General features: G+C 61.8%; 20 protein-coding genes and 1 pseudogene. 13 read left to right on the plus strand and 8 right to left on the minus strand.

All coding sequences use genetic code 11. From position 1 onward, the window contains the following. Positions 1-189 precede the first annotated feature (189 nt). A complete protein-coding gene (locus tag U5L73_RS01920) occupies positions 190-1,128 on the minus strand; it encodes a LysR family transcriptional regulator (RefSeq protein WP_322560767.1) in 939 nt (312 codons plus the stop codon). 173 nt (positions 1,129-1,301) lie between these two features. Between U5L73_RS01920 and U5L73_RS01925 the strand changes: the two genes are divergently transcribed. After that, the gene (locus tag U5L73_RS01925; RefSeq protein ID WP_322561915.1) at positions 1,302-2,612 is read left to right on the plus strand and encodes an aspartate aminotransferase family protein; all 1,311 of its coding nucleotides are present in this window, start codon (positions 1,302-1,304) and stop codon (positions 2,610-2,612) included. 87 nt (positions 2,613-2,699) lie between these two features. Continuing rightward, complete coding sequence (locus U5L73_RS01930) at positions 2,700-4,205, plus strand: CoA-acylating methylmalonate-semialdehyde dehydrogenase (RefSeq protein ID WP_322560768.1); 1,506 nt, start codon at positions 2,700-2,702, stop codon at positions 4,203-4,205. Positions 4,206-4,326: 121 nt separating this feature from the next. Here the strand turns inward: U5L73_RS01930 and U5L73_RS01935 are convergent, their stop codons facing one another. The 3 genes from U5L73_RS01935 to U5L73_RS01945 form a co-directional block, all read right to left on the minus strand. Further along, positions 4,327-4,497: a hypothetical protein gene (locus tag U5L73_RS01935; protein WP_322560769.1), complete on the minus strand. Its 171-nt coding sequence runs from the start codon at positions 4,495-4,497 to the stop codon at positions 4,327-4,329. 149 nt (positions 4,498-4,646) lie between these two features. Further along, positions 4,647-5,144: an FxDxF family PEP-CTERM protein gene (locus U5L73_RS01940; protein ID WP_322560770.1), complete on the minus strand. Its 498-nt coding sequence runs from the start codon at positions 5,142-5,144 to the stop codon at positions 4,647-4,649. A gap of 13 nt (positions 5,145-5,157) precedes the next feature. Then, a complete protein-coding gene (locus U5L73_RS01945) occupies positions 5,158-5,643 on the minus strand; it encodes an FxDxF family PEP-CTERM protein (protein ID WP_416221272.1) in 486 nt (161 codons plus the stop codon). A 130-nt stretch (positions 5,644-5,773) separates the two neighbouring features. Between U5L73_RS01945 and U5L73_RS01950 the strand changes: the two genes are divergently transcribed. Next, positions 5,774-6,814 (plus strand): LLM class flavin-dependent oxidoreductase, encoded by a 1,041-nt coding sequence (locus tag U5L73_RS01950; protein WP_322560772.1) that lies wholly within the window; start codon positions 5,774-5,776, stop codon positions 6,812-6,814. Here U5L73_RS01950 and U5L73_RS01955 read toward each other — a convergent pair. Further along, on the minus strand, positions 6,786-7,649 hold the full coding sequence (locus U5L73_RS01955) for a pirin family protein (protein ID WP_322560773.1): 864 nt from the start codon (positions 7,647-7,649) through the stop codon (positions 6,786-6,788). The two genes, U5L73_RS01950 and U5L73_RS01955, sit on opposite strands and share 29 nt — an antisense overlap. Before the next feature lie 76 nt (positions 7,650-7,725). On the opposite strand from U5L73_RS01955, the gene U5L73_RS01960 reads away from it, so the two are divergent. Continuing rightward, positions 7,726-8,901 (plus strand): GGDEF domain-containing protein, encoded by a 1,176-nt coding sequence (locus U5L73_RS01960; RefSeq protein ID WP_322560774.1) that lies wholly within the window; start codon positions 7,726-7,728, stop codon positions 8,899-8,901. A gap of 69 nt (positions 8,902-8,970) precedes the next feature. Then, on the plus strand, positions 8,971-10,950 hold the full coding sequence (locus tag U5L73_RS01965) for an ATP-binding cassette domain-containing protein (protein WP_322560775.1): 1,980 nt from the start codon (positions 8,971-8,973) through the stop codon (positions 10,948-10,950). 12 nt (positions 10,951-10,962) lie between these two features. Here U5L73_RS01965 and U5L73_RS01970 read toward each other — a convergent pair whose 3' ends face one another. Next, positions 10,963-12,255, minus strand: a complete 1,293-nt coding sequence (locus U5L73_RS01970; protein ID WP_322560776.1) for a CaiB/BaiF CoA-transferase family protein — start codon at positions 12,253-12,255, stop codon at positions 10,963-10,965. Positions 12,256-12,361: 106 nt separating this feature from the next. Here U5L73_RS01970 and U5L73_RS01975 point away from each other — a divergent pair, with 106 nt between their 5' ends. Next, positions 12,362-13,708 carry a GH1 family beta-glucosidase gene (locus tag U5L73_RS01975; RefSeq protein WP_322560777.1) on the plus strand — a complete coding sequence of 449 codons (1,347 nt, stop codon included), beginning with the start codon at positions 12,362-12,364 and terminating at the stop codon, positions 13,706-13,708. Between the two features lie 64 nt (positions 13,709-13,772). On the opposite strand, the gene U5L73_RS01980 is transcribed toward U5L73_RS01975, so the two are convergent. Together U5L73_RS01980 and U5L73_RS01985 are read right to left on the minus strand one after the other, a co-directional pair. Beyond that, a complete protein-coding gene (locus tag U5L73_RS01980) occupies positions 13,773-14,810 on the minus strand; it encodes a LacI family DNA-binding transcriptional regulator (RefSeq protein ID WP_322560778.1) in 1,038 nt (345 codons plus the stop codon). 74 nt (positions 14,811-14,884) lie between these two features. After that, positions 14,885-16,081, minus strand: a complete 1,197-nt coding sequence (locus U5L73_RS01985; RefSeq protein WP_322560779.1) for an acyl-CoA dehydrogenase — start codon at positions 16,079-16,081, stop codon at positions 14,885-14,887. A 198-nt stretch (positions 16,082-16,279) separates the two neighbouring features. On the opposite strand from U5L73_RS01985, the gene U5L73_RS01990 reads away from it, so the two are divergent. The 7 genes and pseudogenes from U5L73_RS01990 (at position 16,280) to hydA (ending at position 24,178) form a co-directional block, all read left to right on the plus strand. Continuing rightward, positions 16,280-17,827, plus strand: a complete 1,548-nt coding sequence (locus U5L73_RS01990) for a flavin monoamine oxidase family protein (protein ID WP_322560780.1) — start codon at positions 16,280-16,282, stop codon at positions 17,825-17,827. Positions 17,828-17,839: 12 nt separating this feature from the next. Next, the gene (locus U5L73_RS01995) at positions 17,840-17,962 is read left to right on the plus strand and encodes a hypothetical protein (protein ID WP_322560781.1); all 123 of its coding nucleotides are present in this window, start codon (positions 17,840-17,842) and stop codon (positions 17,960-17,962) included. Continuing rightward, on the plus strand, positions 17,959-18,771 hold the full coding sequence (locus U5L73_RS02000) for a carbon-nitrogen hydrolase family protein (RefSeq protein ID WP_322560782.1): 813 nt from the start codon (positions 17,959-17,961) through the stop codon (positions 18,769-18,771). Before U5L73_RS01995 ends, U5L73_RS02000 begins: the two co-directional genes overlap by 4 nt. A 7-nt stretch (positions 18,772-18,778) precedes the next feature. Beyond that, positions 18,779-19,687, plus strand: a complete 909-nt coding sequence (locus U5L73_RS02005; RefSeq protein WP_322560783.1) for a LysR substrate-binding domain-containing protein — start codon at positions 18,779-18,781, stop codon at positions 19,685-19,687. A 269-nt stretch (positions 19,688-19,956) separates the two neighbouring features. Next, on the plus strand, positions 19,957-21,309 hold the full coding sequence (locus U5L73_RS02010) for an NAD(P)-dependent oxidoreductase (RefSeq protein WP_322560784.1): 1,353 nt from the start codon (positions 19,957-19,959) through the stop codon (positions 21,307-21,309). A 28-nt stretch (positions 21,310-21,337) separates the two neighbouring features. Next, positions 21,338-22,645: an NAD-dependent dihydropyrimidine dehydrogenase subunit PreA gene (preA, locus tag U5L73_RS02015; protein WP_322560785.1), complete on the plus strand. Its 1,308-nt coding sequence runs from the start codon at positions 21,338-21,340 to the stop codon at positions 22,643-22,645. 89 nt (positions 22,646-22,734) lie between these two features. Next, positions 22,735-24,178, plus strand: a pseudogene (gene hydA, locus U5L73_RS02020) (dihydropyrimidinase). The last annotated feature ends 4 nt before the right edge of the window (positions 24,179-24,182 follow it).

Genomic DNA, 24,182 nt, shown 5'->3' on the forward strand with positions numbered 1-24,182 from the left:
TGTGCAGAGCGCCTACCCCTCCAGCTCCGAGGCAGATTTGGTGTGCCTACTCAGACGAATGCAAACCCTCTAGAGTGGGGCGGGGGTGTACGCTGAAGCGAGGTCAAGGGGGATGCCGCGCAGCGGCCGGGGGACACGAGCGTAAGCGCACACCCCCGCCCCACGCGGACGCGAAAACAATCGCTGCAATTACCCCCCGTGCGCCCGTACCAAGCAAGCCTGAAATGCGAGCGTCGCCCGACTCGGCTGAGGTGACTTGCGCGTGATGGCAAAAAACTGGCAGGCATAGCTCAGCAAATCGGGCCGCACGGCTTGCATCAGCCCGCGGCGTACAAAGCTCTCGGCGTAGTGGTCGGGCAAAAACCCCAGAAACTGGCCGGACAAGATCAACGTGGCGATCGACTCCTGGTCAAACCCCGTGGCACGGCGCGGCAGGCGCATGCGCTGGCTCAGCTCCATGTTGGGCGAGTGGTAGCCCAGCCCCGCAAACTCGTGGCCGGGCAAAGTCTCCCAGTTCAGGGCGCTCTGATCCGCGTTCCACAGCGCATGGCGGGTGCCGCAGTACAGCAGCATGTGCTCGTCAAACAAGGGGGTGTAGTCCAACACATCCGACGCACGGTGGCCGGGGATGATGCCCACATGAAACTGCCCGTCCAGCACCCCGCGCTCGATGGCCGTGAGCGTGGCCACATGCAGATTCAGCCCCACATCAGGCGCTTCTGCGTGAAAGTGAGCGATGGCTTCGGCAATGTGGCTGGCGGGGTTGCTGGCGGTCTTGTCGAACACCGCCACCTGCAACTGCCCGCCCATGCGCTGGTGGATTTCGTCCACACTGCTGCGAAAGGCGTCGGTCGCGGCGAGCAGTTGCGTGGTCTGGGCATAGATTTTTTCGCCCTCGGCGGTCAGCGCAAAGCCGGCCCGTCCACGGCGGCATAGGGTCAGGCCGAGGCGGGTTTCCAGGTCTTTGATGTGGCGGCTCACCGTGGATGTGCCGATGTTGAGCTCCAGCTCGGCGGCGGCCATTCCGCCGCAATCGACCACGGCCTTGAAGACGCGCAGCAAGCGCAAATCCATATCGCTGATCTGGCCGAGAACGGCTTTGGCTTTTGTGTGCGAATTTACTTTCATAAAGCGGCAAGTAAATAGTGCTATTTGTGACTTTATAAGAGTAACAGAGCCACCCACAATGCACCATCGCCTCATCAGGCCAACCAACCCCACCCACTGGAGTTCCCATGAAGCTCAATGACACCAGCAGCACCGCGACCGGCGAGGCCGTAACCAGCACCTCCACCTTCCCTATGTCCCGCGAGTGGATGGAATCGCACTGGATGGCCTTTACCGGCAACCGCGATTTCAAAGCCAACCCGCGCATGATGGTGAGCGCCCAGGGCGCTTACTTCACCGACTCCAACGGCAAAAAGATTTTCGACGGCCTCTCCGGCCTCTGGTGCGCAGGCCTGGGCCATAGCCGCCGCGAAATCACCGAGGCCGTGAGCAAGCAGATTGGTACCCTGGACTTTTCGCCCGCCTTCCAGTTCGGCCACCCTTTGTCTTTTGAGTTGGCCAACAAGATTGTGGAATTGCTGCCTCAGGGCTTGGACCATGTGTTTTACACCGGCTCCGGCTCTGAGTCGGCAGACACCGCACTCAAGATGGCCCGCGCATACTGGCGCGCCAAGGGCATGGGCAGCAAAACCCGGTTTATCGGCCGCGAGAAGGGTTACCACGGCGTGAATTTCGGCGGCATCGCGGTGGGGGGCTTGCCCGCCAACCGCAAGACCTTCGGCCAAAGCATCGAGGCGGACCACTTGGCCCACACCCAACTGGCCTCCAACGCTTTCAGCAAAGGCCTGCCCGAGAAGGGTGGCGACATGGCCGACGAGCTGTTGCGCCTGATTGCTTTACACGACGCGTCCAACATTGCAGCGGTGATTGTGGAGCCCATGTCCGGCTCGGCTGGCATCGTGGTGCCGCCGGTGGGCTACCTGCAGCGCCTGCGCGAGATCTGCACCCAGAACAACATCTTGCTGATTTTTGACGAGGTCATCACCGGCTTCGGTCGCTTGGGGGCCTATACCGGCGCCGCCTATTTCGGCGTTGTGCCCGACATCTTGAACGCAGCCAAGCAAATCACCAACGGTTGCCAGCCCCTGGGCGTGACCGTGGCCAAAAAGGAGATCTACGACACCTTCATGGCGGCCGGCGGCCCGGACTACATGCTCGAGTTCCCCCACGGCTACACCTACTCCGCGCACCCCGTGGCCTGCGCCGCCGGCATTGCGGCGCTGGATTTGCTGGTCAAAGACAACATGATCGAGCGGGTGAACGCGCTGGCGCCTCACTTTGAAAAAGCGGTACACAGCCTGCGCGGCGCCAAACACATCACCGACATCCGCAACCTGGGCCTGGCCGCAGGCTTTACCTTGGCTGCCGTGCCCGGCGAGCCTGCCAAGCGCCCTTACGAGGTGGCCATGCGCTGCCTGGACAAAGGCTTTTATGTGCGCTATGCAGGTGACTGCATCGCGCTGGCGCCACCGTTCATCAGTACCGAAGCCGAAATCGACAGCCTGGTGAACGCCTTGGGCGAAGCCATCAACGAAACCGCCTAAGGCGGTCGACCCACACGCTCTTCTTTTTATAGCTGCTCGCGCATATTCCATAAGGGCTGGCAGCCTATTTGGCACTTAAATCACTCCATGACCCAACTCACCACCGTAGGCCACCTCATTGGCGGCAAGATCATTACCACCGGCGACCGCGCCCAGGACGTCTTTAACCCCGCCACCGGCAAAGCCGAGAAGCGCGTACTTTTGGCCCCCAAAGCCACGGTAGAAGAAGCCATTGCCAACGCGCAAGCCGCATTTCCGGCCTGGCGCAACACGCCTCCGCTCAAACGTGCCCGCGTCATGAGCAACCTGAAAGTACTGCTGGAGAAGCACGCCGAAGAACTCTGCGCCCTGATTACCGCCGAACACGGCAAGGTGCTGAGCGATGCACTGGGCGAGCTGCAGCGCGGTATTGAAAACGTGGAATACGCGTCTTACGCGCCCGAGCTGCTCAAAGGCGAACACAGCAAAAACGTGGGCCCTGCTATCGACAGCTGGTCCGAGTTCCAGGCGCTGGGCGTGACCGCTGGCATCACTCCCTTTAACTTCCCGGCCATGGTGCCGCTGTGGATGTGGCCCATGGCCGTGGCCTGCGGCAACACCTTCATCCTGAAGCCCTCTGAGCGCGACCCCACCAGCACCCTGCGCATTGCCGAATTGGCCCTCGAGGCAGGCTTGCCACCCGGCGTGCTTAACGTGGTCAACGGTGACAAAGAAGCGGTCGACACGCTCTTGCAAGACCCGCGCGTGAAAGCAATCAGCTTTGTCGGCTCCACCCCGATTGCCGAATACATCTATGCAGAGGGCTGCAAGCACGGCAAGCGCGTGCAGGCTTTGGGCGGCGCCAAGAACCATGCCGTGGTCATGCCCGACGCCGATGTGGCCAACGCCGTGAGCGCGCTCATGGGCGCAGCCTATGGCTCCTGCGGCGAGCGCTGCATGGCCATCCCGCTGGTAGTAGCTGTGGGTGACGCCACCGCAGACGCGGTGATTGAAGGCCTGAAGGCCGAAATCGCCAAGATGAAGGTCGGCCCCGGCACCGCGCCCGGCATGGACATGGGCCCGCTGGTCACCAAGCCGCATTTCGAGAAGGTGAAAGGCTATGTGGACCAGGGCGTGAAAGAAGGCGCAACACTGGTGGTGGATGGCCGCGGCCTGAAAGTGGCTGGCCATGAAGACGGCTACTACCTCGGCCCGTGCCTGTTTGACAACGTCAAGCCCGGCATGGTGATTTACCAGGAAGAGATCTTCGGCCCGGTGCTGGGTGTGGTGCGCGTCAAGACCTTGCAAGAGGCCATGGACATGATCGATGCCCACGAGTATGGCAACGGCACCTGCATCTTCACCCGCGATGGCGAAGCCGCGCGCTACTTCACGGACAACATCCTGGTCGGTATGGTAGGTGTGAACGTGCCCCTGCCCGTTCCTGTGGCCTACCACTCGTTCGGCGGCTGGAAGCGCAGCCTGTTTGGCGACCTGCACGCCTACGGCCCTGATGCGGTGCGCTTCTATACCAAGCGCAAAACCATCACCCAGCGCTGGCCGAGTGCCGGCGTGCGTGAGGGCGCGGTATTCAACTTCCCGAGCAGCCGCTGAGTCTGGCGTGCGCCCGGCCACCGCCGGGCTTGCACGCTCCCCGGACCTTTAAAAAGCAAAAAGGCTTGTCATTCGACAAGCCTTTTTTCGTTGGGGCCGTACAGACCAGCCGCAAGCGTCCTTACTTGAAACGACGTCGCGCAATCGTCGCCATCAATCCCAAGCCTGCCAATACCAAACCGCCGGAACTGGCATCAGGCGTCACCAACTGCATGGCGTCGTGGCCGGCAGTCTGGACTGCCCAAGCGGGTAGCGCAGCCACAGCGAGTAACAGCAGCAATTTGATCTTCATAAGGCCTCCCAGAGAATGTGTGACAAAGCCAGTATTAACCCTATGCTGCGTCGCAGCAATAGTCCATTCGGACCCATCACATTCACTCGGACACCCCAAAACAAAAAGGCCTGCACGAGGCAGGCCTTCCGGAAGCAAAGGCGCTTGGTTTACGTAGATTTTTGACGGCCGCGCTTGGCAGCAACGCCCACCAAGCCCAAACCAGCGAGCAACAGAGCAAAGGCTTCTGGCTCAGGCACAGCACTCACGGTTCCGTTGAAAGCTACTACCGCACCTTTGGCGGTGTTTGGCAATGCGGTGCTAGTACCGGTCACCTTGAGGGTGTAGGCTTGGCCAGCCAATAAAATGAATGCGTTGTTTCCAGCATCGCTCATCAGAATAGTGCGGTTACCGCCCAAATCGGTAGAGCCAAAGGCCGCAAGTTGGGTAGCTCCGGACCACAAGGACGCTGACAGCGCAGAAAACTGGCTTGCGAGACCCGTTACACGCAGAATGAGCTTGTTGGTCGTCGTAGGCGTCACCACAAAGGATTCAGCGAATGCACCGTTGGTGGCTTCTTCGAAGGAGACGCTAGTGCCAGCTGCATGGCTGTTCGCAGCCGCTGCCAACACAGCTGCTGCTGCGATTGCTTGGATAGTTTTTTTCATGCGGATCCCCTGATTATTTGGATTGGCGACGGCGAGCGACAGCACCCATCAAGCCCAGACCGGCCAAGAGAAGCGCGTAAGTTTCAGGTTCCGGCACCGGAGCCAATGTCACGGTGTAGGACGCTGCGTCGCCGTCACCCGCCAACTGAAACCAGTAGGTGCCACCCGGTGTAAGGTTGAATGTAGATTGGTAAGAGGCCACAGCAAAGCCGTCGAGGCTTTCATTGAGGATCAAACCTGTCGCTAGACCTCCACCGGGAGTACCTTGACCAAATGCCAGAATGGTATTCAAGCCTGTACCAGCGTAGTCCACGGCCAAGTACCCACCAGTCACGCCAGTGAATTGGCTCGGCAAAGTGAAGGTGTACAGATCGTCAAATGTGCCTGACACCTCTACGGTGTTTTGGTAGGTATTACCCAAAGCGCCGATGTTGAAAGTCTCGGCTTGAGCCATTGCAGCAGACGCTGCGAGCGTGAGCGCGAATGCTGCTTTTTTCATCAAGGATTTGTACACAAACTTCTCCTATCAAATTTCAGATTAGTCGAATTGTCGTTTTTTGCGGCACCGCAACAATAGGGCGATCGGACTATCGGCAACATGGCTTTACCGCTTTCGCGACAATGGTGGGATGTACGAGTCCTCAAGCCCCCGCCTCTCGATGCTCGATCTGGTGGCCGTCCGTGAAGGCGGCACTGTCGCACAAGCCTTGCAACTCGCTTTGAAGACCGCACAGCATGCGGAGGCCTTGGGCTTTGAGCGCTACTGGCTGGCTGAACACCACAACATGCCGGGGATCGCCAGCTCGGCCACCGCCGTGCTGGTGGGGCATATTGCCGGCGGTACCCAGCGTATCCGGGTGGGCTCTGGCGGCATCATGCTGCCCAACCATGCGCCATTGGTCGTGGCTGAGGCTTTTGGCACCCTGGCAGAGCTGTACCCAGGGCGCATTGACCTTGGTCTAGGCCGAGCGCCCGGCACCGACCAGGCCACTATGCGGGCCCTGCGCCGCAACAAGGTAGAACACGAAGACGACTTCCCGAGAGACGTCGCCGAGCTGCAAACCCTGCTGGGCCCAATGCAAGCCGGCCAAAAACTGGTGGCCATGCCAGGGGCAGACACTCAAGTACCCATCTGGCTGCTCGGCTCGAGCCTGTACTCCGCGCAACTGGCGGCCCACATGGGCCTTCCCTACGCCTTCGCCTCGCACTTTGCGCCCCGCTACCTGCACCAAGCGGTGGCGATGTACCGAAATTTGTTCAGACCCTCGGTCACACTGGCCAAACCGTACGTGATGGTGGGTGTGCCCCTGGTCGCCGCAGAAACCGACGAAACTGCCGAATGGCTGGCCAGCAGCATTTACCAACGCGTGCTGGGCATTCTGACCGGTCAGCGCAAATCGCTGCCGCCTCCAGTGCCCGGCTTTATGCAGCAATGCCCGCCCGACGCCCGGGCCGCGATCCAAGACTTTTTGGGCGAAGCCGTGATCGGCGGGCCCGAGACCGTGCGCGAAGGCCTGCACGCCATGGCCGCCGCTACCGGAGCCGATGAGCTGATGCTGGTCTGCGACATCTACGACCCGGCCCTGCGCTTACGCTCTTTGGATATTGCCGCGCAGGCCATTGCCCAAGCGCACGCCACGGTCAAGGGCGACGTGCTGGCAACGGTATAAATTCAGTCTCGCCGGGCACCATGGGAAAGCGCTGTGCCTCCCAGTCGGCTTGGGCTTGCACGATGCGCTCTTTGCGGCTGGACACAAAGTTCCACACCATGAAGCGGTGGCCCAGGGGCGCGCCACCCAGCACCATCAAGCGGGTTGCCGTATCCGCGTGCACCACCGGCTCCTCGCCCTCCAGCAAGACCTGCATCTGGCCACTCGGGAGTTGGGCACCGGCTACCGAAACTGCGGCATCCACACTGTAAACGCCCCGCTCAACTGCTGCCGCAGGCAACGTCACAGTAGCGCCTGCTTCCAGCTCCAGCGCCAGATACAAGGTCGGGGACAAAGTTTTCACCGGCGAGCTAGCGCCGAACGCATGGCCTACCAATACCCGCACCGTCACCCCGGGCAACTGCACCACCGGAATTTCGCTGGCCGGAGTGTGGACAAAAGAGGGCGCATCCTCTTCATGTTCTGCCGGCAACGCGGACCAGAGTTGGAAGCCATGGCTGTGGCGCTCGACGGTGCGCAAATCGTCGGGCGTGCGCTCGGAATGCACGATACCTCTGCCGGCCGTCATCCAGTTGATGGCGCCCGGCTCGATGCGCTGCACCACACCGGTCGAGTCGCGGTGCATCATGGCGCCCTCGAACAAGTAGGTCACTGTGGCCAGCCCGATATGGGGGTGGGGCCGCACATCGTGGTTGTCGCCCGGTTGGGCGGTGACCGTACCGAAATGGTCAAAAAACACAAAGGGGCCAATGGCCTGGCGCTGCACCGATGGCAATACCCGACGTACCGTGAAGCCGCCTCCTAAATCGTGCGCGCGTGGGGTGATGTAGGTCAAAGTTCGCTCCTTGCGGGGTTGGGTTTTATCGGAGACTCATCCTACCAACGAGGCTCTGCTAAAGTGCATACGCCCTATGATTAGCACCCTACTCCGTGATTTCCGTTTATTGGCACAGCGCTGGCAGGTTGAGCATGCGCAGGTGGTGGATGAAGCCGGTGCTGCGAGCCTGGAGCGCATCCGTTGGCTAGGCCCCTTGATCGTGGCCATTAACAGCTTTCACACACTGGTTTTCCTCTTACTGGCATTGCGAAAAAGCCCGGACATCCAAACTCCACCTTGGGAGTGGGCGCTTTGTGGCTTGCATCTCGCGATGGGCCTGACCATGGCGACACTGACTTGGATGGCGCACCACAAAGGCTTGCGTTACCGCCGGTCACTAGCCCGCTGGATGGCGCCACCTGTGGCTTTGGTTCTGCTCGGGTTTGCGGTGGCCATCGCGTGCGTGGACCAGTGGGTCACCCCCAGCGTGACCCCCTTTCTGATTGCGTGCCTGTGCGTGAGTGTGGGCCTCTACCTCCGGCCGGTGGCAGCACTGGTCGTGTTCTCGCTGGCCTACATCGGGTTTTTCATCGCCTTGGGCCATTTTCAGGACGAGCCGCGGGTGTTGCTCTCTATCCGGCTCAACGGATTCACCGCCTGCCTGATGGCCTGGGCCCTGTCGGTGCTGCTGTGGAGAAACTTCACCACCATCGCCATGCAAAGAGCCCAGGTTGCACGAGTGAACACAGAGCTCCAAACCAAGCAACGCGAGCTCGAGCGCCTGACCCGCCAGGATGGACTCACCGGTCTCTTTAACCGCAACACCTTTGTAGAACTCAGCAGCACCGAACTCAAGCGTGCGCTCCGGCAGGGCAGTGCCACCACGATTTTGCTGTTCGACCTCGACCACTTCAAACGCATCAATGACACATGGGGCCACCCTGCGGGGGACGCCATGCTGCGCCACGTGGCACAGACCAGTGTGCAATCGGTGCGCAGCACCGACCTGGTCGGTAGGCTTGGGGGCGAAGAGTTCATCGTTTTGCTGCCCCACACCCATGCGGATGCCGGCCGGCGCATCGCCGAGAAAATCCGCCAGCGCCTGGAGGCCAGCCCCCTGAACTGGAACGGCGAAATGCTGCACATCACGGCCAGCTTCGGCTTGTCCAGCGCCACTGCAGCCGAAGGCCGGAGTTTTGACCACCTTTATAACGAGGCCGACAAGGCGCTGTACCTTGCCAAGCAACGCGGGCGCAACCGGGTCATTTGAAGCAGCCGCCCCGAGGACGGGCGCCAGCCCCGGCGGGGCTTTTGCCGGTGCAGGGATAATCTGGGCCACATGGCACTTATTACTCTTCTTGACGCCCAGCTGGCATTCGGGCACGTCCCCCTCCTCGACCACGCTGATTTCTCCCTCGAAACGCAGGAGCGCGTTGGCCTCATCGGCCGCAACGGCGCCGGCAAATCCTCCATGCTCAAAATTTTGGGCGGTATGGAGAGGCCCGACGACGGCACCCTGCAAGTGCAGGGCGGCACCCGCATCGCCTATGTGGCACAAGAGCCGGTGCTCGACGCTGATGCTACTATTTTTGTAGCTGTACGCGCAGGGCTGGAGAGGGTCATCGGCCTGATTGAGCTGTATTGTGCGGGCGAGGGCGACCTTGACGCGATGCAAAGCGAAATCGAAACGCTGGACGGCTGGAACTGGGAACAACGGGTCAACGAAACCCTGCAACGCCTGCACCTGAACCCTGAGGCCGTAGTGAGCACCCTGTCCGGTGGCACCAAAAAGCGCGTGGCCCTTGCCCAGGCGCTGGTGGCCCAACCCGATGTGCTGCTGCTCGACGAGCCGACCAACCACCTAGACCTAGACTCGATTGAGTGGCTCGAAGGCCTGCTCAAGGAATTCAAGGGCTCCATCATCACCATCACCCACGATCGCTCGTTCCTCGACAACGTGGCGACCCGCATTGTGGAACTCGATCGCGGCAAGCTGATGAGCTACCCCGGCAACTTTGCCGCCTACCTGCTACAAAAAGAAGAGCAGCTGGCACAAGAAGCCATCATCAACGCCAAGGCTGACAAGCTGCTAGCCCAGGAAGAGGTGTGGATCCGCAAAGGCGTAGAAGCCCGCCGCACCCGCGCCACCGCGCGTATCAACCGCTTGGGCGAGCTGCGCGCCAACCGCGAGGCCCGCCGCGATGTGGTCGGCAGCGTGAACATGGACGTGAACAGCGGCGACAAGAGCGGCAAGCTGGTGTCTGAGATGGTGCATGTGAGCAAGACCTTTGGCTTGGGCACCGAGCAAGAGCGCCAGATCGTGCGGGACTTCACCGCCACCATTCTGCGCGGCGACAAAATCGGCTTGCTCGGCCCCAACGGAGCCGGCAAGACCACACTGCTCAAACTCATTCTGGGTGAGCACCAGCCCGACCCAGCCCCGGCCAACGCCCCCAAGCCGGAACCCGGCCATAGCCCCTGGGGTACGGTGCGTTTGGGCTCGAACGTGACAGTGGCTTACTTCGACCAGATGCGCAATGCGCTCGACATGGATGCCACGCTGGAAGACTTCATCAGCCCCGGCTCGGAGTGGATCGAGATCGGCAACCAGAAAAAGCACCGTAAGAGCTACCTGGGCGACTTTTTGTTCTCGCCCGCCCGCGCAACCTCACCCGTCCGCTCTTTGAGTGGTGGTGAGCGCAATCGCTTGCTGCTGGCGCGCTTGTTTGCACGCCCCGCCAACGTGTTGGTGCTGGACGAGCCGACCAACGACCTGGACATTGACACTCTGGAGCTGCTGGAAGACCTGCTGCAAAGCTACGACGGCACGGTGTTCTTGGTCAGCCACGACCGCACCTTCCTGGACAACGTGGTCACCAGCACGATTGCCTACGAGGGTGATGCGAAGTGGCGCGAATACGAAGGCGGTGTGAGCGACTGGCTAATCCAGACCAAGCGCGCTAACGACATTGCCACCGCTCAGGGCAAAACCACGGCCAAGCCCTTTAACTACGAGCGCGAGCAGCTACAAAAACAAGAGCAAGCCACCGCCAAGGTGAGCGCTACAGCCCCTGCGGCGCCGGCCCCTGCCAAAGCCCGCAAGCTGAGCTTCAAAGAGCAGCGCGAGCTCGATGCTTTGCCCGACCAGATCGCCGCCCTCGAAGCGGAACAAAAAGAGATCGCCGATGCCCTGGCCGATGGCAGCCTGTTCTCCAAGGACAACGCCCGCGCCATGGCGCTGACCGAGCGCAATGCCGCGATTGACGAAGCCCTGATGGCAGCGCTGGAACGCTGGGAAGTGCTGGGCAAACCGGCCTAAAGGCTCACTGCCTTACACAATGCCTTGTTGCTGCAGGGTCTGGATGCGCGCAGCGTCCAGACCCAATTCCCGCAGCACCTCGGTGGTGTGCTCGCCCAGCGCAGGCGGCGCATAACGCAGCTGTACCGGTGCGGCGGACAGGCGCATGGGGCTTGCTACGGTGCAGATTTCTGCTGCCCCCTTTGACGCACCAGTCGCTATGTTTTCAGGAGCGACACCCGCAGTATTTACCTGGGCCACTGCCTGTTTTTGCACCAAACCACGGGCCTGCACCTGGGGATCTGCAAACGCGCTGGCCAAGGTGTTGATCGGGCCGCAGGGTACGGCTTTGTCTTCGAGCAGTGCAATCCACTCGGCGGTGGTGCGGGTGCGGGTGGTTTCGCTCATCAGCGGCACCAGCGTAGCCCGGTGCTCAACCCGGAGGGTGTTGGTGGTGAAGCGTGCGTCCTGCGCCCACTCCGGCCGACCGGCCGCCGCACAGAAGCGGGCGAACTGCCCGTCGTTACCAATGGCAAGCAGCATGGCGCCGTCCGCTGTGGGAAAGTCCTGGTAGGGCACGAGGCTGGGGTGAGCATTGCCCATGCGCTGGGGCTCGGCACCGGTGTTGATAAAGCCCGCAGCCTGATTGGCCAGAATGGCCATGCCCACATCCAGCAAGGCCATGTCGATGTGCTGGCCCTCGCCGGTGCGGTGGCGCATCTCTATCGCGGCCAGGATGGCGCTGGTGGCATAGATGCCGGTAAACACATCGGTAATCGCCACACCCGCCCTCTGTGGGCCGCCACCGGGCTCTCCGTCTGCACGGCCGGTGATGCTCATCATGCCGCTCATGGCCTGGATCATCAGGTCGTAGCCTGCCCGTTCGGCATACGGCCCGGTTTGGCCGAAGCCGGTGATCGAGCAATAAATCAAGCGCGGGTTCAGGGCCTTGAGGCTGGCGTAGTCCAGGCCGTAGTGGGCGAGGCCACCCACCTTGAAGTTCTCGACCAGAATGTCGCTCTGCACTGCCATCTGCCGGATCAGGGCTTGCCCGTCGGGGTGGGCCATGTCGATGGTGATGGAGCGCTTGTTGCGGTTGCAGGCGGTGAAATAGGTGGCGTCGGCGGTGGGCTGGCCGTCTGCGCCCGGCATAAAGGGCGGCCCCCAGTGGCGGGTGTCGTCACCGGCGACCGGGCGTTCGACCTTGACCACATCCGCCCCGAGATCGGCCAGCATTTGGGTGCACCAGGGGCCTGCCAATACGCGGGAGAGATCCAGAACTTTGAGGTGCGACAGTGCGCCTTGGGGGGTGTTAGGGTGGGTCATACCGGCTCGTGTGCGTGGAGGAACCCATAGTAGCCTCTGCAGCTGGTTTGACAGGCCCAATTTCACCCGTAAAATTCACACCTGAAAACGATTTCAAATGAGAATAATGCAAGGACACCCCGTGACCGCTCCCGAGACATTCCCCCTGCCCCCTTTTCCCGCCGATTTCCGCTGGGGCGTGGCCACCAGCTCGTACCAAATCGAGGGCGCGGCCGCCCAAGACGGGCGCGGCCCGTCCATCTGGGACACCTTTTCCAAGACCCCCGGCAAAGTCGTGAACGGCGACACCGGCGATGTGGCCTGCGACCACTACAACCGCCTCGAATCCGACCTCGACATGATCCAAAGCCTGAGCGTGGACAGCTACCGGTTTTCGATCGCCTGGTCCCGGGTGCAGCCCCTGGGCTATGGTGCCTGGAACACCGCAGGCTTGGACTTTTACGAGCGATTGGTCGATGGCCTGTTAAAGCGCGGCATTGCCCCCTTTGCCACCTTGTACCACTGGGACCTGCCCCAAGGTCTGCAAGACCTGCAACAGGGCTGGGAAGCCCGCGACACCGCCTACCGCTTTGCCGACTACGCCGAGCGCATGGGCCGCTTGTTGGGCGACCGCGTCGCAAGCATTGCCACCCACAACGAACCCTGGTGCACCGCCACTCTGGGTTACGACCAAGGCGTGTTCGCCCCCGGCAAGAAAGATGTGCCGGCCATGCTGCGCGTCTCGCACAACCTGCTGCTCTCGCACGGCTTGGCGCTACAGTCGATGCGCGCGGCAGGTGTGAAAGCACCGCTGGGCATAGTGCTGAACCAGTCCCCCACTACCGCCGCGACCGACAGCGCGGCTGACCAAGCCCGTGCCCAGCGGGAGTACGACCGCTTTGTGCGCTGGTACATGGACCCGATCTTCAAGAAGGCTTACCCTCAAGGCCCGGAGTTGGCGCAGCCCGACAACATCGAAGCCGGTGACTTCGACATCATTGCCCAACCCCTGGATTTTCTGGGTATCAACTACTACACCCGCATCTGGGCCAGCACCAGCACACCACCGGTGCCAGCGCCCAACAAGGATGGCGTGTCTGACATGGGCTGGGAAAACTACGCACAAGGCCTATCGGACCTGCTGCAAGGCATTCACCGCGACTACACCCTGCCCCCGATTTACATCACGGAAAACGGGTTCGCCGAAGCCGACAAGGTGGTGGATGGCCGCGTGAACGACCCCGGCCGCCAGGCCTATATGCAGACCCACTTGCAAGCGCTGCACGAGGCGATGGTCGCGGGTGTGGATGTGCGCGGCTTCTTTTACTGGAGCCTGATGGACAACTTTGAATGGGCCTGCGGCTACGACAAACGCTTCGGACTGGTGCATGTGGACTACGCCACCCAGCAGCGCACCCTCAAAGACAGCGCCTTGCGCTACCGGGCGTTCATTGCCAGCCAGCGCCAGCGCTAAACAAAAAAGGCCCTCGGGCCTTTTTTTACGTCTGCATCTGGGGAGCTACTGATTCAGGCCTGATTCAGGCCTGCCATGTGCGGGTCGTCTCACGCACCATCAGCTCCAGCGGGGGCAACTGCACCGCCTCGGCCGGGTAGCCCATCATGTCGAGCAACATGCGAGCGGCGTACAGGCCCACCTCGTACACCGGTTGGCGCACGCTGGTAAGAGGCGGGGTCATGAAGCTGGAAGTGGGCATGTCGTCAAAGCCCACCAGCGACACGTCTTCAGGCACCCGGATGCCCCGCTGGTAAAGGGCCAGCCGGGCACCGAGTGCGGTGTCGTCGTTGGCACAAAAGATCGCGGTGAACTGAACACCGCTGTCCAGCAAGCGCTGCGCGGCAGCAAAGCCGCCTTTGTCGGTGAAGTTGCCACGCACCAGCAGGCGCGGGTCTGGCTCGACACCGGCCTCCGCATGGGCCTCCAGGTAGCCCAGGTAACGGCCTTGTGCATCCGCGCGGTTTTCGACACCGGCAATATGGGCGATGCGCGTGTGGCCCAAAGCCAGCAAATGGCGGGTCGCCAAATAGCCGCCGAACTTCTGGTCCACATGGATGGAGCGCAGGTTGGGCCCTTCGAGGTCCCGCTCGGTAATGACCACCGGCTGTTGCTTGGCCACGTCGAGCACGTTGTCGTCGGCAATATCACTGGTCAGAATGATGACGCCATCGACCCGGCGCGAGGTAAGCAGCTTCAGGCTGGCAACGTCGGTCTGGGCATTCCAGTGGCCGCTCACGATGATGGGGGAATGGCCGCTGGCTTCCAGCCCCACCTCGATGCCTTTGAGCGCACGCGAATAAAACTGGCTTTCAATGGATTGCGTGAGCACCCCCACCGTCATGGTGATGCCGGTCTTCAGGCTACGGGCAAAGATGTTGGGGCGGAACTTGAGCTGGGCGATCGCCGCCTCGACGGCTTCGCGCTTGGCGGGTGCCACCTTGGCAGTGCCGTTCAATATGCGGGATACGGTGCTCGGCGACACCCCCGCCACACGGGCGACATCCAGCAGGGTCACAGGTTCGTTGCTGAGCGGGGTAGCGGTATCAGGGGTGAGGGGCATGCAGTATCAGGCGCGAAGGAGTGCGCCGGAGTTTATGCGATGCCCCCGTGCCAGGCTGTGGGGTAATACCCGCCTCAGTTGGCGAACGCCGCAATACCGGTTTGCGCACGGCCCAAAATCAGGGCATGGATGTCGTGGGTGCCTTCATAGGTATTGACCACCTCAAGGTTCACCAAATGGCGGGCCACCCCGAACTCGTCGCTGATGCCGTTGCCACCCATCATGTCGCGGGCCATGCGTGCAATGTCTAGCGCCTTGCCGCAGGAGTTACGCTTGAGTATGGACGTGATCTCCACCGCAGCCGTGCCTTCGTCTTTCATGCGGCCCAAGCGCAGGCAGCCTTGCAGCCCCAATGCGATTTCGGTTTGCATGTCAGCCAGCTTCTTTTGAATGAGCTGGTTGGCAGCCAAGGGGCGGCCGAACTGCTTGCGGTCCAGGGTGTACTGGCGGGAGCGCGTCCAACAATCTTCAGCCGCACCCAGAGCACCCCAGGCAATGCCATAGCGCGCACTGTTCAGGCAGGTGAACGGACCTTTGAGGCCGCGGATTTCGGGGAAGGCGTTTTCTTCAGGCACAAACACGCCGTCCATCACGATCTCGCCGGTGATGCTGGCGCGCAGGCCCACCTTGCCGTGGATCGCCGGGGCGCTCAAACCGGCCATACCTTTTTCCAGCACAAAGCCGCGAATCGGCCCGACCGTACCGGCCTCGCTGACCTCTTTGGCCCACACCACGAACACATCGGCGATCGGGCTGTTGCTGATCCACATCTTGCTGCCCGAGAGTTTGTAGCCGCCAGCCACCTTCTGGGCGCGGGTCGCCATGCTCTGGGGATCGGAACCGTGGTCGGGTTCGGTCAGGCCAAAGCAGCCAATCCACTCGCCGGTGGCCAGTTTGGGCAGGTACTTCTGGCGCTGGGCCTCGGTGCCGAATTCGAAGATAGGCACCATCACCAAGGAGGACTGCACGCTCATCATGCTGCGGTAGCCGCTATCGACCCGCTCGACTTCGCGGGCAATCAGGCCGTAGGCCACGTAGTTCAGGCCGGGGCCGCCGTATTGCTCGGGAATCGTGAGACCCAAGAGACCTAACTCACCCATTTCGCGAAAGATGGCGGGGTCGGTGCTGCCATCGCGAAAGGCTTGAGTCACGCGGGGCAGCAGCTTGTCCTGGCAATACGCCGAGGCGGCATCGCGGACCATGCGCTCGTCATCAGAAAGTTGGCTGTCCAGCAAAAAAGGGTCTTGCCAATTGAAGGCGGCGTGGCTCATGGAGTGCTCCGGCAGATGAAAGGAATGGTGGGATCGTAGCCCCTGCATAGTGCCTGTGCAAGCAAGCGTTTTGCACACAGGCATGCAATTTACTCATTTTTAAATCCGAATAAGGTCGATTTTTGACGCTTTGGCGAGGATGTATTGCGCACGATGCATACCTATGCCATAGTGCGCGCCAATTTGGAGAGCTTTTCCATGAGCAACACCACGACAACCGCACCTGATGTGCGCAAGCCGGTCACCATCTTCGGCCCGGATTTTCCTTTCGCATTTGACGACTGGATCGACCACCCCGACGGGCTGGGCCAGCTGCCTGCGCACCGCCTGGGCGAAGAGGTGGCTATTGTGGGCGCAGGCATGGCCGGTATGGTGGCTGCCTACGAGCTGATGAAGCTGGGCCTCAAGCCGGTGATTTATGAGGCGTCCAAGATGGGCGGCCGCCTGCGCTCGCAAGTGTTTGAGGGTACTCAGGACGTGGTGGCGGAACTGGGTGGCATGCGCTTTCCCGTCTCGGGCACCGCGTTCTACCACTACGTTCACCTGCTTGGGCTGGAGACACGGGACTTCCCCAACCCCCTGACGCCAGCCTCGGGCAGCACAGTCATCGACCTGGAGGGCAACACCCACTACGCGCGCAGCCTGCAAGACCTGCCCCCGATTTTTAAAGAAGTAGCGGACGCCTGGGCACAGGCACTCGAAGACGATGCCCGCTTCAGCGACATGCAAAACGCCACCCGCAACCGGGATGTGCCAACGCTCAAGCGCATGTGGAATGCGCTGGTACCGCTATGGGATGACCGCACCTTTTACGACTTCATCGCCAACTCCAAGGCCTTTGCCAAGCTGTCCTTCCACCACCGGGAAGTCTTCGGTCAAGTGGGCTTCGGCACCGGCGGTTGGGACTCGGACTTCCCGAACTCCATGCTGGAGATCCTGCGGGTGGTGCTGACCAACTGCGATGACAACCAGCGACTGATCGTGGGCGGGGCCGACCAGGTGCCTCACGGCCTGTGGCGCCACGCTCCGACCCAGCTGGTGCACTGGCCGGCTGGTACTTCTTTGCAGAGCCTGCACCGAGGCGCGACCCGTGCCGGGATAGCCGCCATTGCCCGCGCAGCGGATGGCCGGCTCGCCGTGACGGACACCTGGGGCGACACACGGCACTACACCGCGGTGCTGACCACTTGCCAGAGCTGGTTGCTCACTACGCAGATTGCAGTCGAAGAATCGCTGTTCTCGCACAAGATGTGGATGGCGCTGGACCGCACCCGCTATATGCAATCCAGCAAGACATTTGTCATGGTGGACAGGCCATTCTGGAAAGACAAAGACCCGGAAACCAGTCGCGATGTGATGAGCATGACGCTCACCGACCGGCTCACCCGCGGCACCTACCTGTTTGACAACGGACCGGACAAACCGGCCGTAATTTGCCTGTCTTATGCGTGGATGGGCGACGCCCTCAAGATGCTCCCGCAAACTCCGGAAAAACGCGTCAAGCTGGCCTTGCAGGCCCTGAAGAAGATCTACCCCAAAGTGGACATTGCCAGTCACATCATCGGCGACCCGATTTGCGTGTCCTGGGAGGCCGACCCCTACTTTCTGGGCGCCTTTAAGGGCGCACTGCCCGGGCACTACCGCTACAACCAGCGCATGTACGCCCACTTCAAGCAGGACCAGTTGCCACCCCAGCAACGCGGTATTTTTATCGCCGGGGACGACGTGTCCTGGACACCTGCTTAGGTAGAGGGCGCGGTGCAAACTTCGTTGAATGCCGTGTGGGGCATCGTGCAGCATCTGGGCGGTCACACCCATGCAGCCAACCCCGGCCCCGGCGATGTATTCGATACCCTGGGCCCGATGGCGCTGCCCGAATGAATAGCGTGCGTAGCCCCCTGAAACTGACACTGTGGCAATGTGCCTCCGCCCCTCTGGATGTATCGGGCAATCTGGATCGGCTGGAAGCTGCGGCCCGTGACGCCGCCCGTACAGGAGCACACCTCCTGGTGTGCCCGGAGATGTTCATCACGGGCTACGCTATTGGCGCGCAGTCCGTACAGAGCCTGGCCCAGGCGGCAGACGGAGCCTGGGCCGATACAGTTGCGGCCATTGCGCAGCGCCACCAACTGGCGGTGGTGTATAGCTACCCCGAGCGCGGCGCAGACGGCCGCGTGTACAACGCTGCCCAGTGGATCGATGTGTCGGGCAGTCGCTGCCTGAACTACCGCAAAGCCTATTTGTTCGGCGAGCTTGACCGCAGCCAATTTGCCGCCGAGGCGCAAAGCGCCCGAATCTTCGACTTCCATGGCTGGCAGGTTGGGATGCTGATTTGTTACGACGTGGAGTTTCCCGAGGCCACCCGCGCACTCGCGCTTGCGGGGGCAGACCTGATTGTGGTGCCGACGGCCAACATGGCGGACTACGACTTTGTGGCCCGCTCGCTGGTGCCGGTGCGGGCCTATGAGAACCAGGTTTTTGTGGCCTACGCCAACTTCACTGGCACCGAGGGTGGATTGCGATACGGTGGTTTGAGTGTGGTTGCGGGTCCTGATGGTGCGACCCTCGCACAAGCAGGCCGAGAAGAGACGCTGGTCATCGCTACCCTCGATGAAGAGCGGCTTACAGCCGCCCGCCTCGCCGCGCAACACGTTCGCGACCTGACAGCCCTCCGTAACCCCGCGACTTAAGCCACCCATGCGACGCAAGATACCTGCTACCCAAGCCCTGCTGTGTTTCGAAGCGGCGGCGCGCCACGAGAGCTTCACCCGCGCAGCGCAAGAGCTTTCGCTCACCCAAAGCGCCATTTCGCGGCAAATCACCACCCTTGAAGAGTTGGTGGGCATGGCGCTGTTCCGCCGCACACGGCATGGTGTCGCGCTGACCCCTGCGGGCACGCGCTATGCCATCCAAGTTGCGTCGTGGCTGCGCGGGCTGGAGCAAGACACCCTCGACCTCATGTCCACCCGTGGCCATGGCGGCGCAGTGCAGTTGGCCAGCGTTCCTACTTTTGCTGCCCGTTGGCTTCTGCCACGCCTGCCCGACTTCCACGCCAAGCACGCCAACACGGTCGTGCACATTGAGACTCGCACACGCCCGTTTCTGTTCAACGACACCTCGTTCGATGCAGCCATCTTCGCGTGCACGGAGTTGCAAATCCGCCATTGGGCAGGCACGCGCTGCTACCCGCTTTTGCAAGAACAGGTGATCGCCGTGTGCAGCCCGGCCTTGCTGCGCGGGCGCAAGGCATTGAGTGCGGCAGAAGTGGCGTTGCTGCCGCTGTTGCAGCAGAGCACCCGGCCCGACAGCTGGCAAAGCTGGTTTTCGGCGCAAGGCATTGAAGCGCCCAACGCGTTTGCCGGGCCGCGTTATGAGCAGTTTTCCATGGCTTCGTCGGCTGCCGCTTGTGGCATGGGTGTGGCTTTGGTGCCCCGCCTGTTGATTGAGGCGGAGCTCGCACGGGGTGAGTTGGTGCTTGCGCACCCTGCGCCACTGCCCGGTGAGCGCCACTATTACCTGGTGCTGCCCGAAAACACCGAAGCCGGCCCCGCCGTGGAGCTATTCAGCGAATGGCTTCAGTCGGTGTGCACCTCTGACGCGCATTAAGGCACAACGCGCGCAAAACAAGCGCCGCCAGCATTTCTGCACCGCGGCCAATATCGGTGTTCTCCTGAGTCCATTCGAGCGCGAAGGTACCGATCCCCAAACTGGGTCGCCATGCACCAGCGTGAGGTCTGGCGCGCCCCAATCGGCCGATAAACGTCCGATTGGGGCCGGTTTTATGGTGCAAACCCCTAGTTACAGCGTGGCACGTGGATTGCTAGCATGCATCTCATGACTTGACCAAACGGTCAGTTTTTTAAGGAGTTGCCAGCGTGTCCACCCCCTCTTCTTCTCCCGCCGAAGTTCGTGCAGGCCGCCTCGCTACCGAGGAATACGCCCAACGCTTTGCCGACGCCACCCCGCGCTTCACGGCGTCGCAAGCCTTGCTGGAAGCCGAGCGCTGCCTGTATTGCTATGACGCCCCCTGCGCTACTGCATGCCCCACCAGCATTGATGTGCCGTCTTTCATCAAGCGCATTGCCGATGGCAACCTGCGTGGCTCGGCCCAGACCATTCTGGACAGCAACCCCCTGGGCGGCATGTGCGCCCGCGTCTGCCCCACCGAGAACCTGTGCGAAGCCGTCTGCGTGCGCAACACCCAGGAAGACCGGCCCGTGGCCATTGGCCGCCTGCAGCGCCATGCCGTCGACGCGCTGATGGAAAGTGCCAAGCCCCAAGTCTTTACCCGCGCACCCGCCTCCGGCAAAAAGGTGGCTGTCGTAGGTGCCGGCCCTGCAGGCTTGGCCTGTGCCTACACCCTGGCCCGCCAAGGCCATGAAGTGGTGGTGTTTGACGCCAAGCCCAAAGCCGGTGGCCTGAACGAATACGGCTTAGCCAGCTACAAAACCCCGGATGACTTTGCCCAGCGCGAAGTCCAGTGGCTGCTGGATATTGGCGGCATCACCATCCAGAACAACTGGAAGCTGGACACCGTGGCGCAACTCGAAACCCTGCGCAAAGACTATGCAGCTGTGTTCCTCGGCATGGGCCTGTCCACCACCCAGCAACTGGGCGTGCCCGGTGACAGCTTGAACGGCGTGCAAGACGCGGTGGACTTTATCGCCACCTTGCGCCAGACAGAAGACCTCTCCACTTTGCCGGTAGGCCGCCGCGTGGTGGTCATTGGTGGCGGCATGACTGCGGTGGACGCTGCGGTGCAAAGCAAGCTGCTGGGCGCCGAAGAGGTGCACATCGTCTACCGCCGCGGACAGGAGAGCATGTCCGCGTCCACCGCCGAGCAAGAATGGGCGCAGACCAACGGCGTGACCATTCACCACTGGCTGGCTCCGGTCGAAGTGATTGGAGAAGCTGGTCATGCCACCGGCGTGACCTTCGCGCGCCAAGCCATGGTCAACGGAAAGCTCAGCGCTACCGGTGGCACCACCACATTGGCCGCCGACATGGTGCTCAAGGCCATTGGCCAAAAGCTGGGCAACCCGGTGTTGGCCGAGAGCGGCCTGACCCTGAAGGACGGCCGCATCGCCACCGATGAAGCCGGCACCACCAACTTGAAGTGCGTGTGGGCCGGCGGCGACTGCCGTGCCGGCGGACTGGACCTGACAGTCGAAGCCGTGGAACACGGCAAGCAATCCGCCCTCGCTATTCACGCCTTCATCACCGCCTAACTGACGCCACGCATTCCGGAGAAACACCATGGCCAATCTAGAAACCACTTTCTGCGGCGTCAAAAGCCCCAACCCCTTCTGGCTCGCCTCTGCACCGCCTACCGACAAGGCCTACAACGTCAACCGCGCCTTCGAGGCCGGCTGGGGCGGCGTCGTCTGGAAGACTTTGGGCGAAGCAGGCCCACCGGTCGTCAATGTCAACGGCCCGCGCTACGGTGCGCTGCTGTCTGCCGACCGCCGCTTGAACGGCTTCAACAACATTGAACTGATCACCGATCGCGACCTGGAGCTGAACCTGCGCGAAATCACCGACGTGAAGCGCAACTGGCAAGACCGCGCCATGGTCGTCTCGCTCATGGTGCCCTGCCAGGAAGCAAGCTGGAAGGCCATCCTGCCCCGAGTCGAGGACACCGGCGCTGACGCCATCGAACTTAACTTCGGCTGCCCGCACGGCATGAGCGAGCGCGGCATGGGCGCGGCGGTGGGCCAAGTGCCCGAGTACATCCAGATGGTGACTGAATGGTGCAAGCAGTACAGCAAGCTGCCCGTCATCGTGAAGCTCACCCCCAACATCACCGACATCCGCAACCCTGCCCGTGCGGCCAAGCGCGGCGGTGCGGACGCGGTGAGTTTGATCAACACCATCAACTCCATCATGGGCGTGGACCCCTACACCCTGACCATGTCGCCGTCCACCGGCGGCAAGGGCAGCCACGGCGGTTACTGCGGCCCGGCCGTCAAGCCGATTGCCCTGAACATGGTGGCCGAGATTGCCCGCGACCCCGAAACCGCCGGCCTGCCCATCAGCGGTATTGGCGGCATCGGCACCTGGCGCGACGCGCTGGACTTTATTGCGCTGGGGTCCGGCACGGTGCAGGTGTGTACGGCGGCCATGGTGTACGGCTTCAAGATCGTGCAAGAGATGGAGAGCGGACTGTCGAACTACATGGACGAGATGGGCTTCAAGAGCGTGGGCGAGATCGTGGGCAAAGCCGTGCCCACCGTGTCGGACTGGCGCTACCTGAACTTGAACCACGTGAGCAAGGCTGTCATCAACCAGGACAGCTGCATCCAGTGCGGCCGCTGCCACATTGCCTGCGAAGACACCAGCCACCAGGCCATCACTTTCGAGAAAGACGGCAAACGCCACTTTGAGGTGAAGGAAGACGAATGCGTGGGCTGCAACCTGTGCGTGACGGTGTGCCCCGTGCCGGACACCATCAGCATGCGCGATCTGGCAGTCGGCGAGATGGACCTGCGCACCGGCAAGCCGGTGAGTGGCGTGCACGCTGACTGGACCACTCACCCCAACAACCCCATGCGGGTCAGTGCCTGAACGGACTTGTAAGGGCTGTATTTAGGCATCAAAATGACCTATAGCCCTCGTACCTATTGCGCAAACAGCTATTGTTTTAGCAGCATTTAATGAGCACCTTATTCATCCGTGGCGGCACCGTGGTCAACGCTGACCGCGAATTCAAGGCCGATGTGATTACCCAGGACGGCAAGATCGTGGCCGTGGGCGAAAACCTGAGTGCCCCAGCGGGTGCCACCGTGGTGGACGCGGGCGGACAGTATGTGATGCCGGGCGGTATTGACCCGCATACCCACATGCAGCTGCCGTTCATGGGCACGGTGACCATGGACGACTTCTTCACCGGTACGGCAGCTGGTCTGGCGGGTGGCAACACCACCATCATCGACTTCGTGATTCCCGACCCGCAAGAAAACATCTTGGACGCCTACAAAAAGTGGCGCGGCTGGGCCGAAAAGTCAGCGTCGGATTATTCCTTCCACGTCGCCATCACCTGGTGGAGCGAGCTGGTGCGCAAAGACATGGGCACCTTGGTAAATGAAGAAGGTGTGAACAGCTTCAAACACTTCATGGCCTACAAAAACGCCATCATGTGCGACGACGAAACCCTGGTGAACAGCTTCAAACGCTCCTTGGAACTGGGCGCCATGCCCACCGTACACGCCGAGAACGGCGAACTGGTCTACCTGCTGCAAAAGACGGTCTCGGAAATGGGCATCAAAGGACCGGAAGGCCATCCGCTCTCCCGTCCCCCCATGGTGGAGGCCGAAGCCGCCAACCGCGCCATCGCCATTGCCGATGTGCTGAACGTGCCGATCTACGTGGTGCACGTGAGCTGCGTGGAAGCGGCCGAGGCCATTGCCCGCGCCCGTGCCCGCGGCCAACGCGTGTACGGCGAGGTGCTGGCCGGCCACCTGGTGCTGGACGACAGCGTCTACCGCCACCCCGACTTTGCAACCGCGGCGGCCCACGTGATGAGCCCGCCCTTCCGCCCCAAGGGCAACAGCGAGTTCTTGTGGCGCGGCCTGCAAAGCGGCAACCTGCACACCACCGCGACTGACCACTGCACTTTCTGCGCTGCACAAAAGGCAGCAGGCAAAGACGACTTCACCAAAATTCCGAACGGCTGCGGCGGCGTGGAAGAGCGCTTGGCTGTGATCTGGGACGAAGGCGTGAACACCGGGCGCTTGACGCCTTCAGAGTTTGTGGCGGTCACGTCTGCCAACACGGCCAAGCTGTTCAACATCTACCCGCAAAAGGGCAGCGTGAGCGTGGGAGCCGATGCCGACCTGGTGATCTGGGACCCAGCAGGCACCAAGACCTTGTCGGTCAAGACGCAGTTCAGCAAGGGCGACTTCAATATTTTTGAAGGCCGCACGGTCAAGGGCATACCTAGCCACACCGTGAGCCAGGGCGAGCTGGTCTATGTGCAAGGCGACTTGCGCGCCGTGCAGGGCAAGGGCCGCTACATCAAGCGGGCGCCGTTTCAGCTCCAACTTTGCCGCCAGCAAACTGCGCGCCGATACCCTGGCCCCCGCGGCCGTCAAACGCTAAAGGA

Source organism: Rhodoferax sp., assembly GCF_034520025.1.
Lineage (GTDB): Bacteria > Pseudomonadota > Gammaproteobacteria > Burkholderiales > Burkholderiaceae_C > Allorhodoferax.

Coding starts and splice junctions, on each gene's coding strand:
- U5L73_RS01920 (WP_322560767.1), bottom strand. CDS start 1,128: ATGAAAGTAAATTCGCACACAAAAGCCAAAGCCGTTCTCGGCCAGATC.
- U5L73_RS01925 (WP_322561915.1), top strand. CDS start 1,302: ATGTCCCGCGAGTGGATGGAATCGCACTGGATGGCCTTTACCGGCAAC.
- U5L73_RS01930 (WP_322560768.1), top strand. CDS start 2,700: ATGACCCAACTCACCACCGTAGGCCACCTCATTGGCGGCAAGATCATT.
- U5L73_RS01935 (WP_322560769.1), bottom strand. CDS start 4,497: ATGAAGATCAAATTGCTGCTGTTACTCGCTGTGGCTGCGCTACCCGCT.
- U5L73_RS01940 (WP_322560770.1), bottom strand. CDS start 5,144: ATGAAAAAAACTATCCAAGCAATCGCAGCAGCAGCTGTGTTGGCAGCG.
- U5L73_RS01945 (WP_416221272.1), bottom strand. CDS start 5,643: ATGAAAAAAGCAGCATTCGCGCTCACGCTCGCAGCGTCTGCTGCAATG.
- U5L73_RS01950 (WP_322560772.1), top strand. CDS start 5,774: ATGTACGAGTCCTCAAGCCCCCGCCTCTCGATGCTCGATCTGGTGGCC.
- U5L73_RS01960 (WP_322560774.1), top strand. CDS start 7,726: ATGATTAGCACCCTACTCCGTGATTTCCGTTTATTGGCACAGCGCTGG.
- U5L73_RS01965 (WP_322560775.1), top strand. CDS start 8,971: ATGGCACTTATTACTCTTCTTGACGCCCAGCTGGCATTCGGGCACGTC.
- U5L73_RS01970 (WP_322560776.1), bottom strand. CDS start 12,255: ATGACCCACCCTAACACCCCCCAAGGCGCACTGTCGCACCTCAAAGTT.
- U5L73_RS01975 (WP_322560777.1), top strand. CDS start 12,362: ATGCAAGGACACCCCGTGACCGCTCCCGAGACATTCCCCCTGCCCCCT.
- U5L73_RS01980 (WP_322560778.1), bottom strand. CDS start 14,810: ATGCCCCTCACCCCTGATACCGCTACCCCGCTCAGCAACGAACCTGTG.
- U5L73_RS01985 (WP_322560779.1), bottom strand. CDS start 16,081: ATGAGCCACGCCGCCTTCAATTGGCAAGACCCTTTTTTGCTGGACAGC.
- U5L73_RS01990 (WP_322560780.1), top strand. CDS start 16,280: ATGAGCAACACCACGACAACCGCACCTGATGTGCGCAAGCCGGTCACC.
- U5L73_RS02000 (WP_322560782.1), top strand. CDS start 17,959: ATGAATAGCGTGCGTAGCCCCCTGAAACTGACACTGTGGCAATGTGCC.
- U5L73_RS02005 (WP_322560783.1), top strand. CDS start 18,779: ATGCGACGCAAGATACCTGCTACCCAAGCCCTGCTGTGTTTCGAAGCG.
- preA (WP_322560785.1), top strand. CDS start 21,338: ATGGCCAATCTAGAAACCACTTTCTGCGGCGTCAAAAGCCCCAACCCC.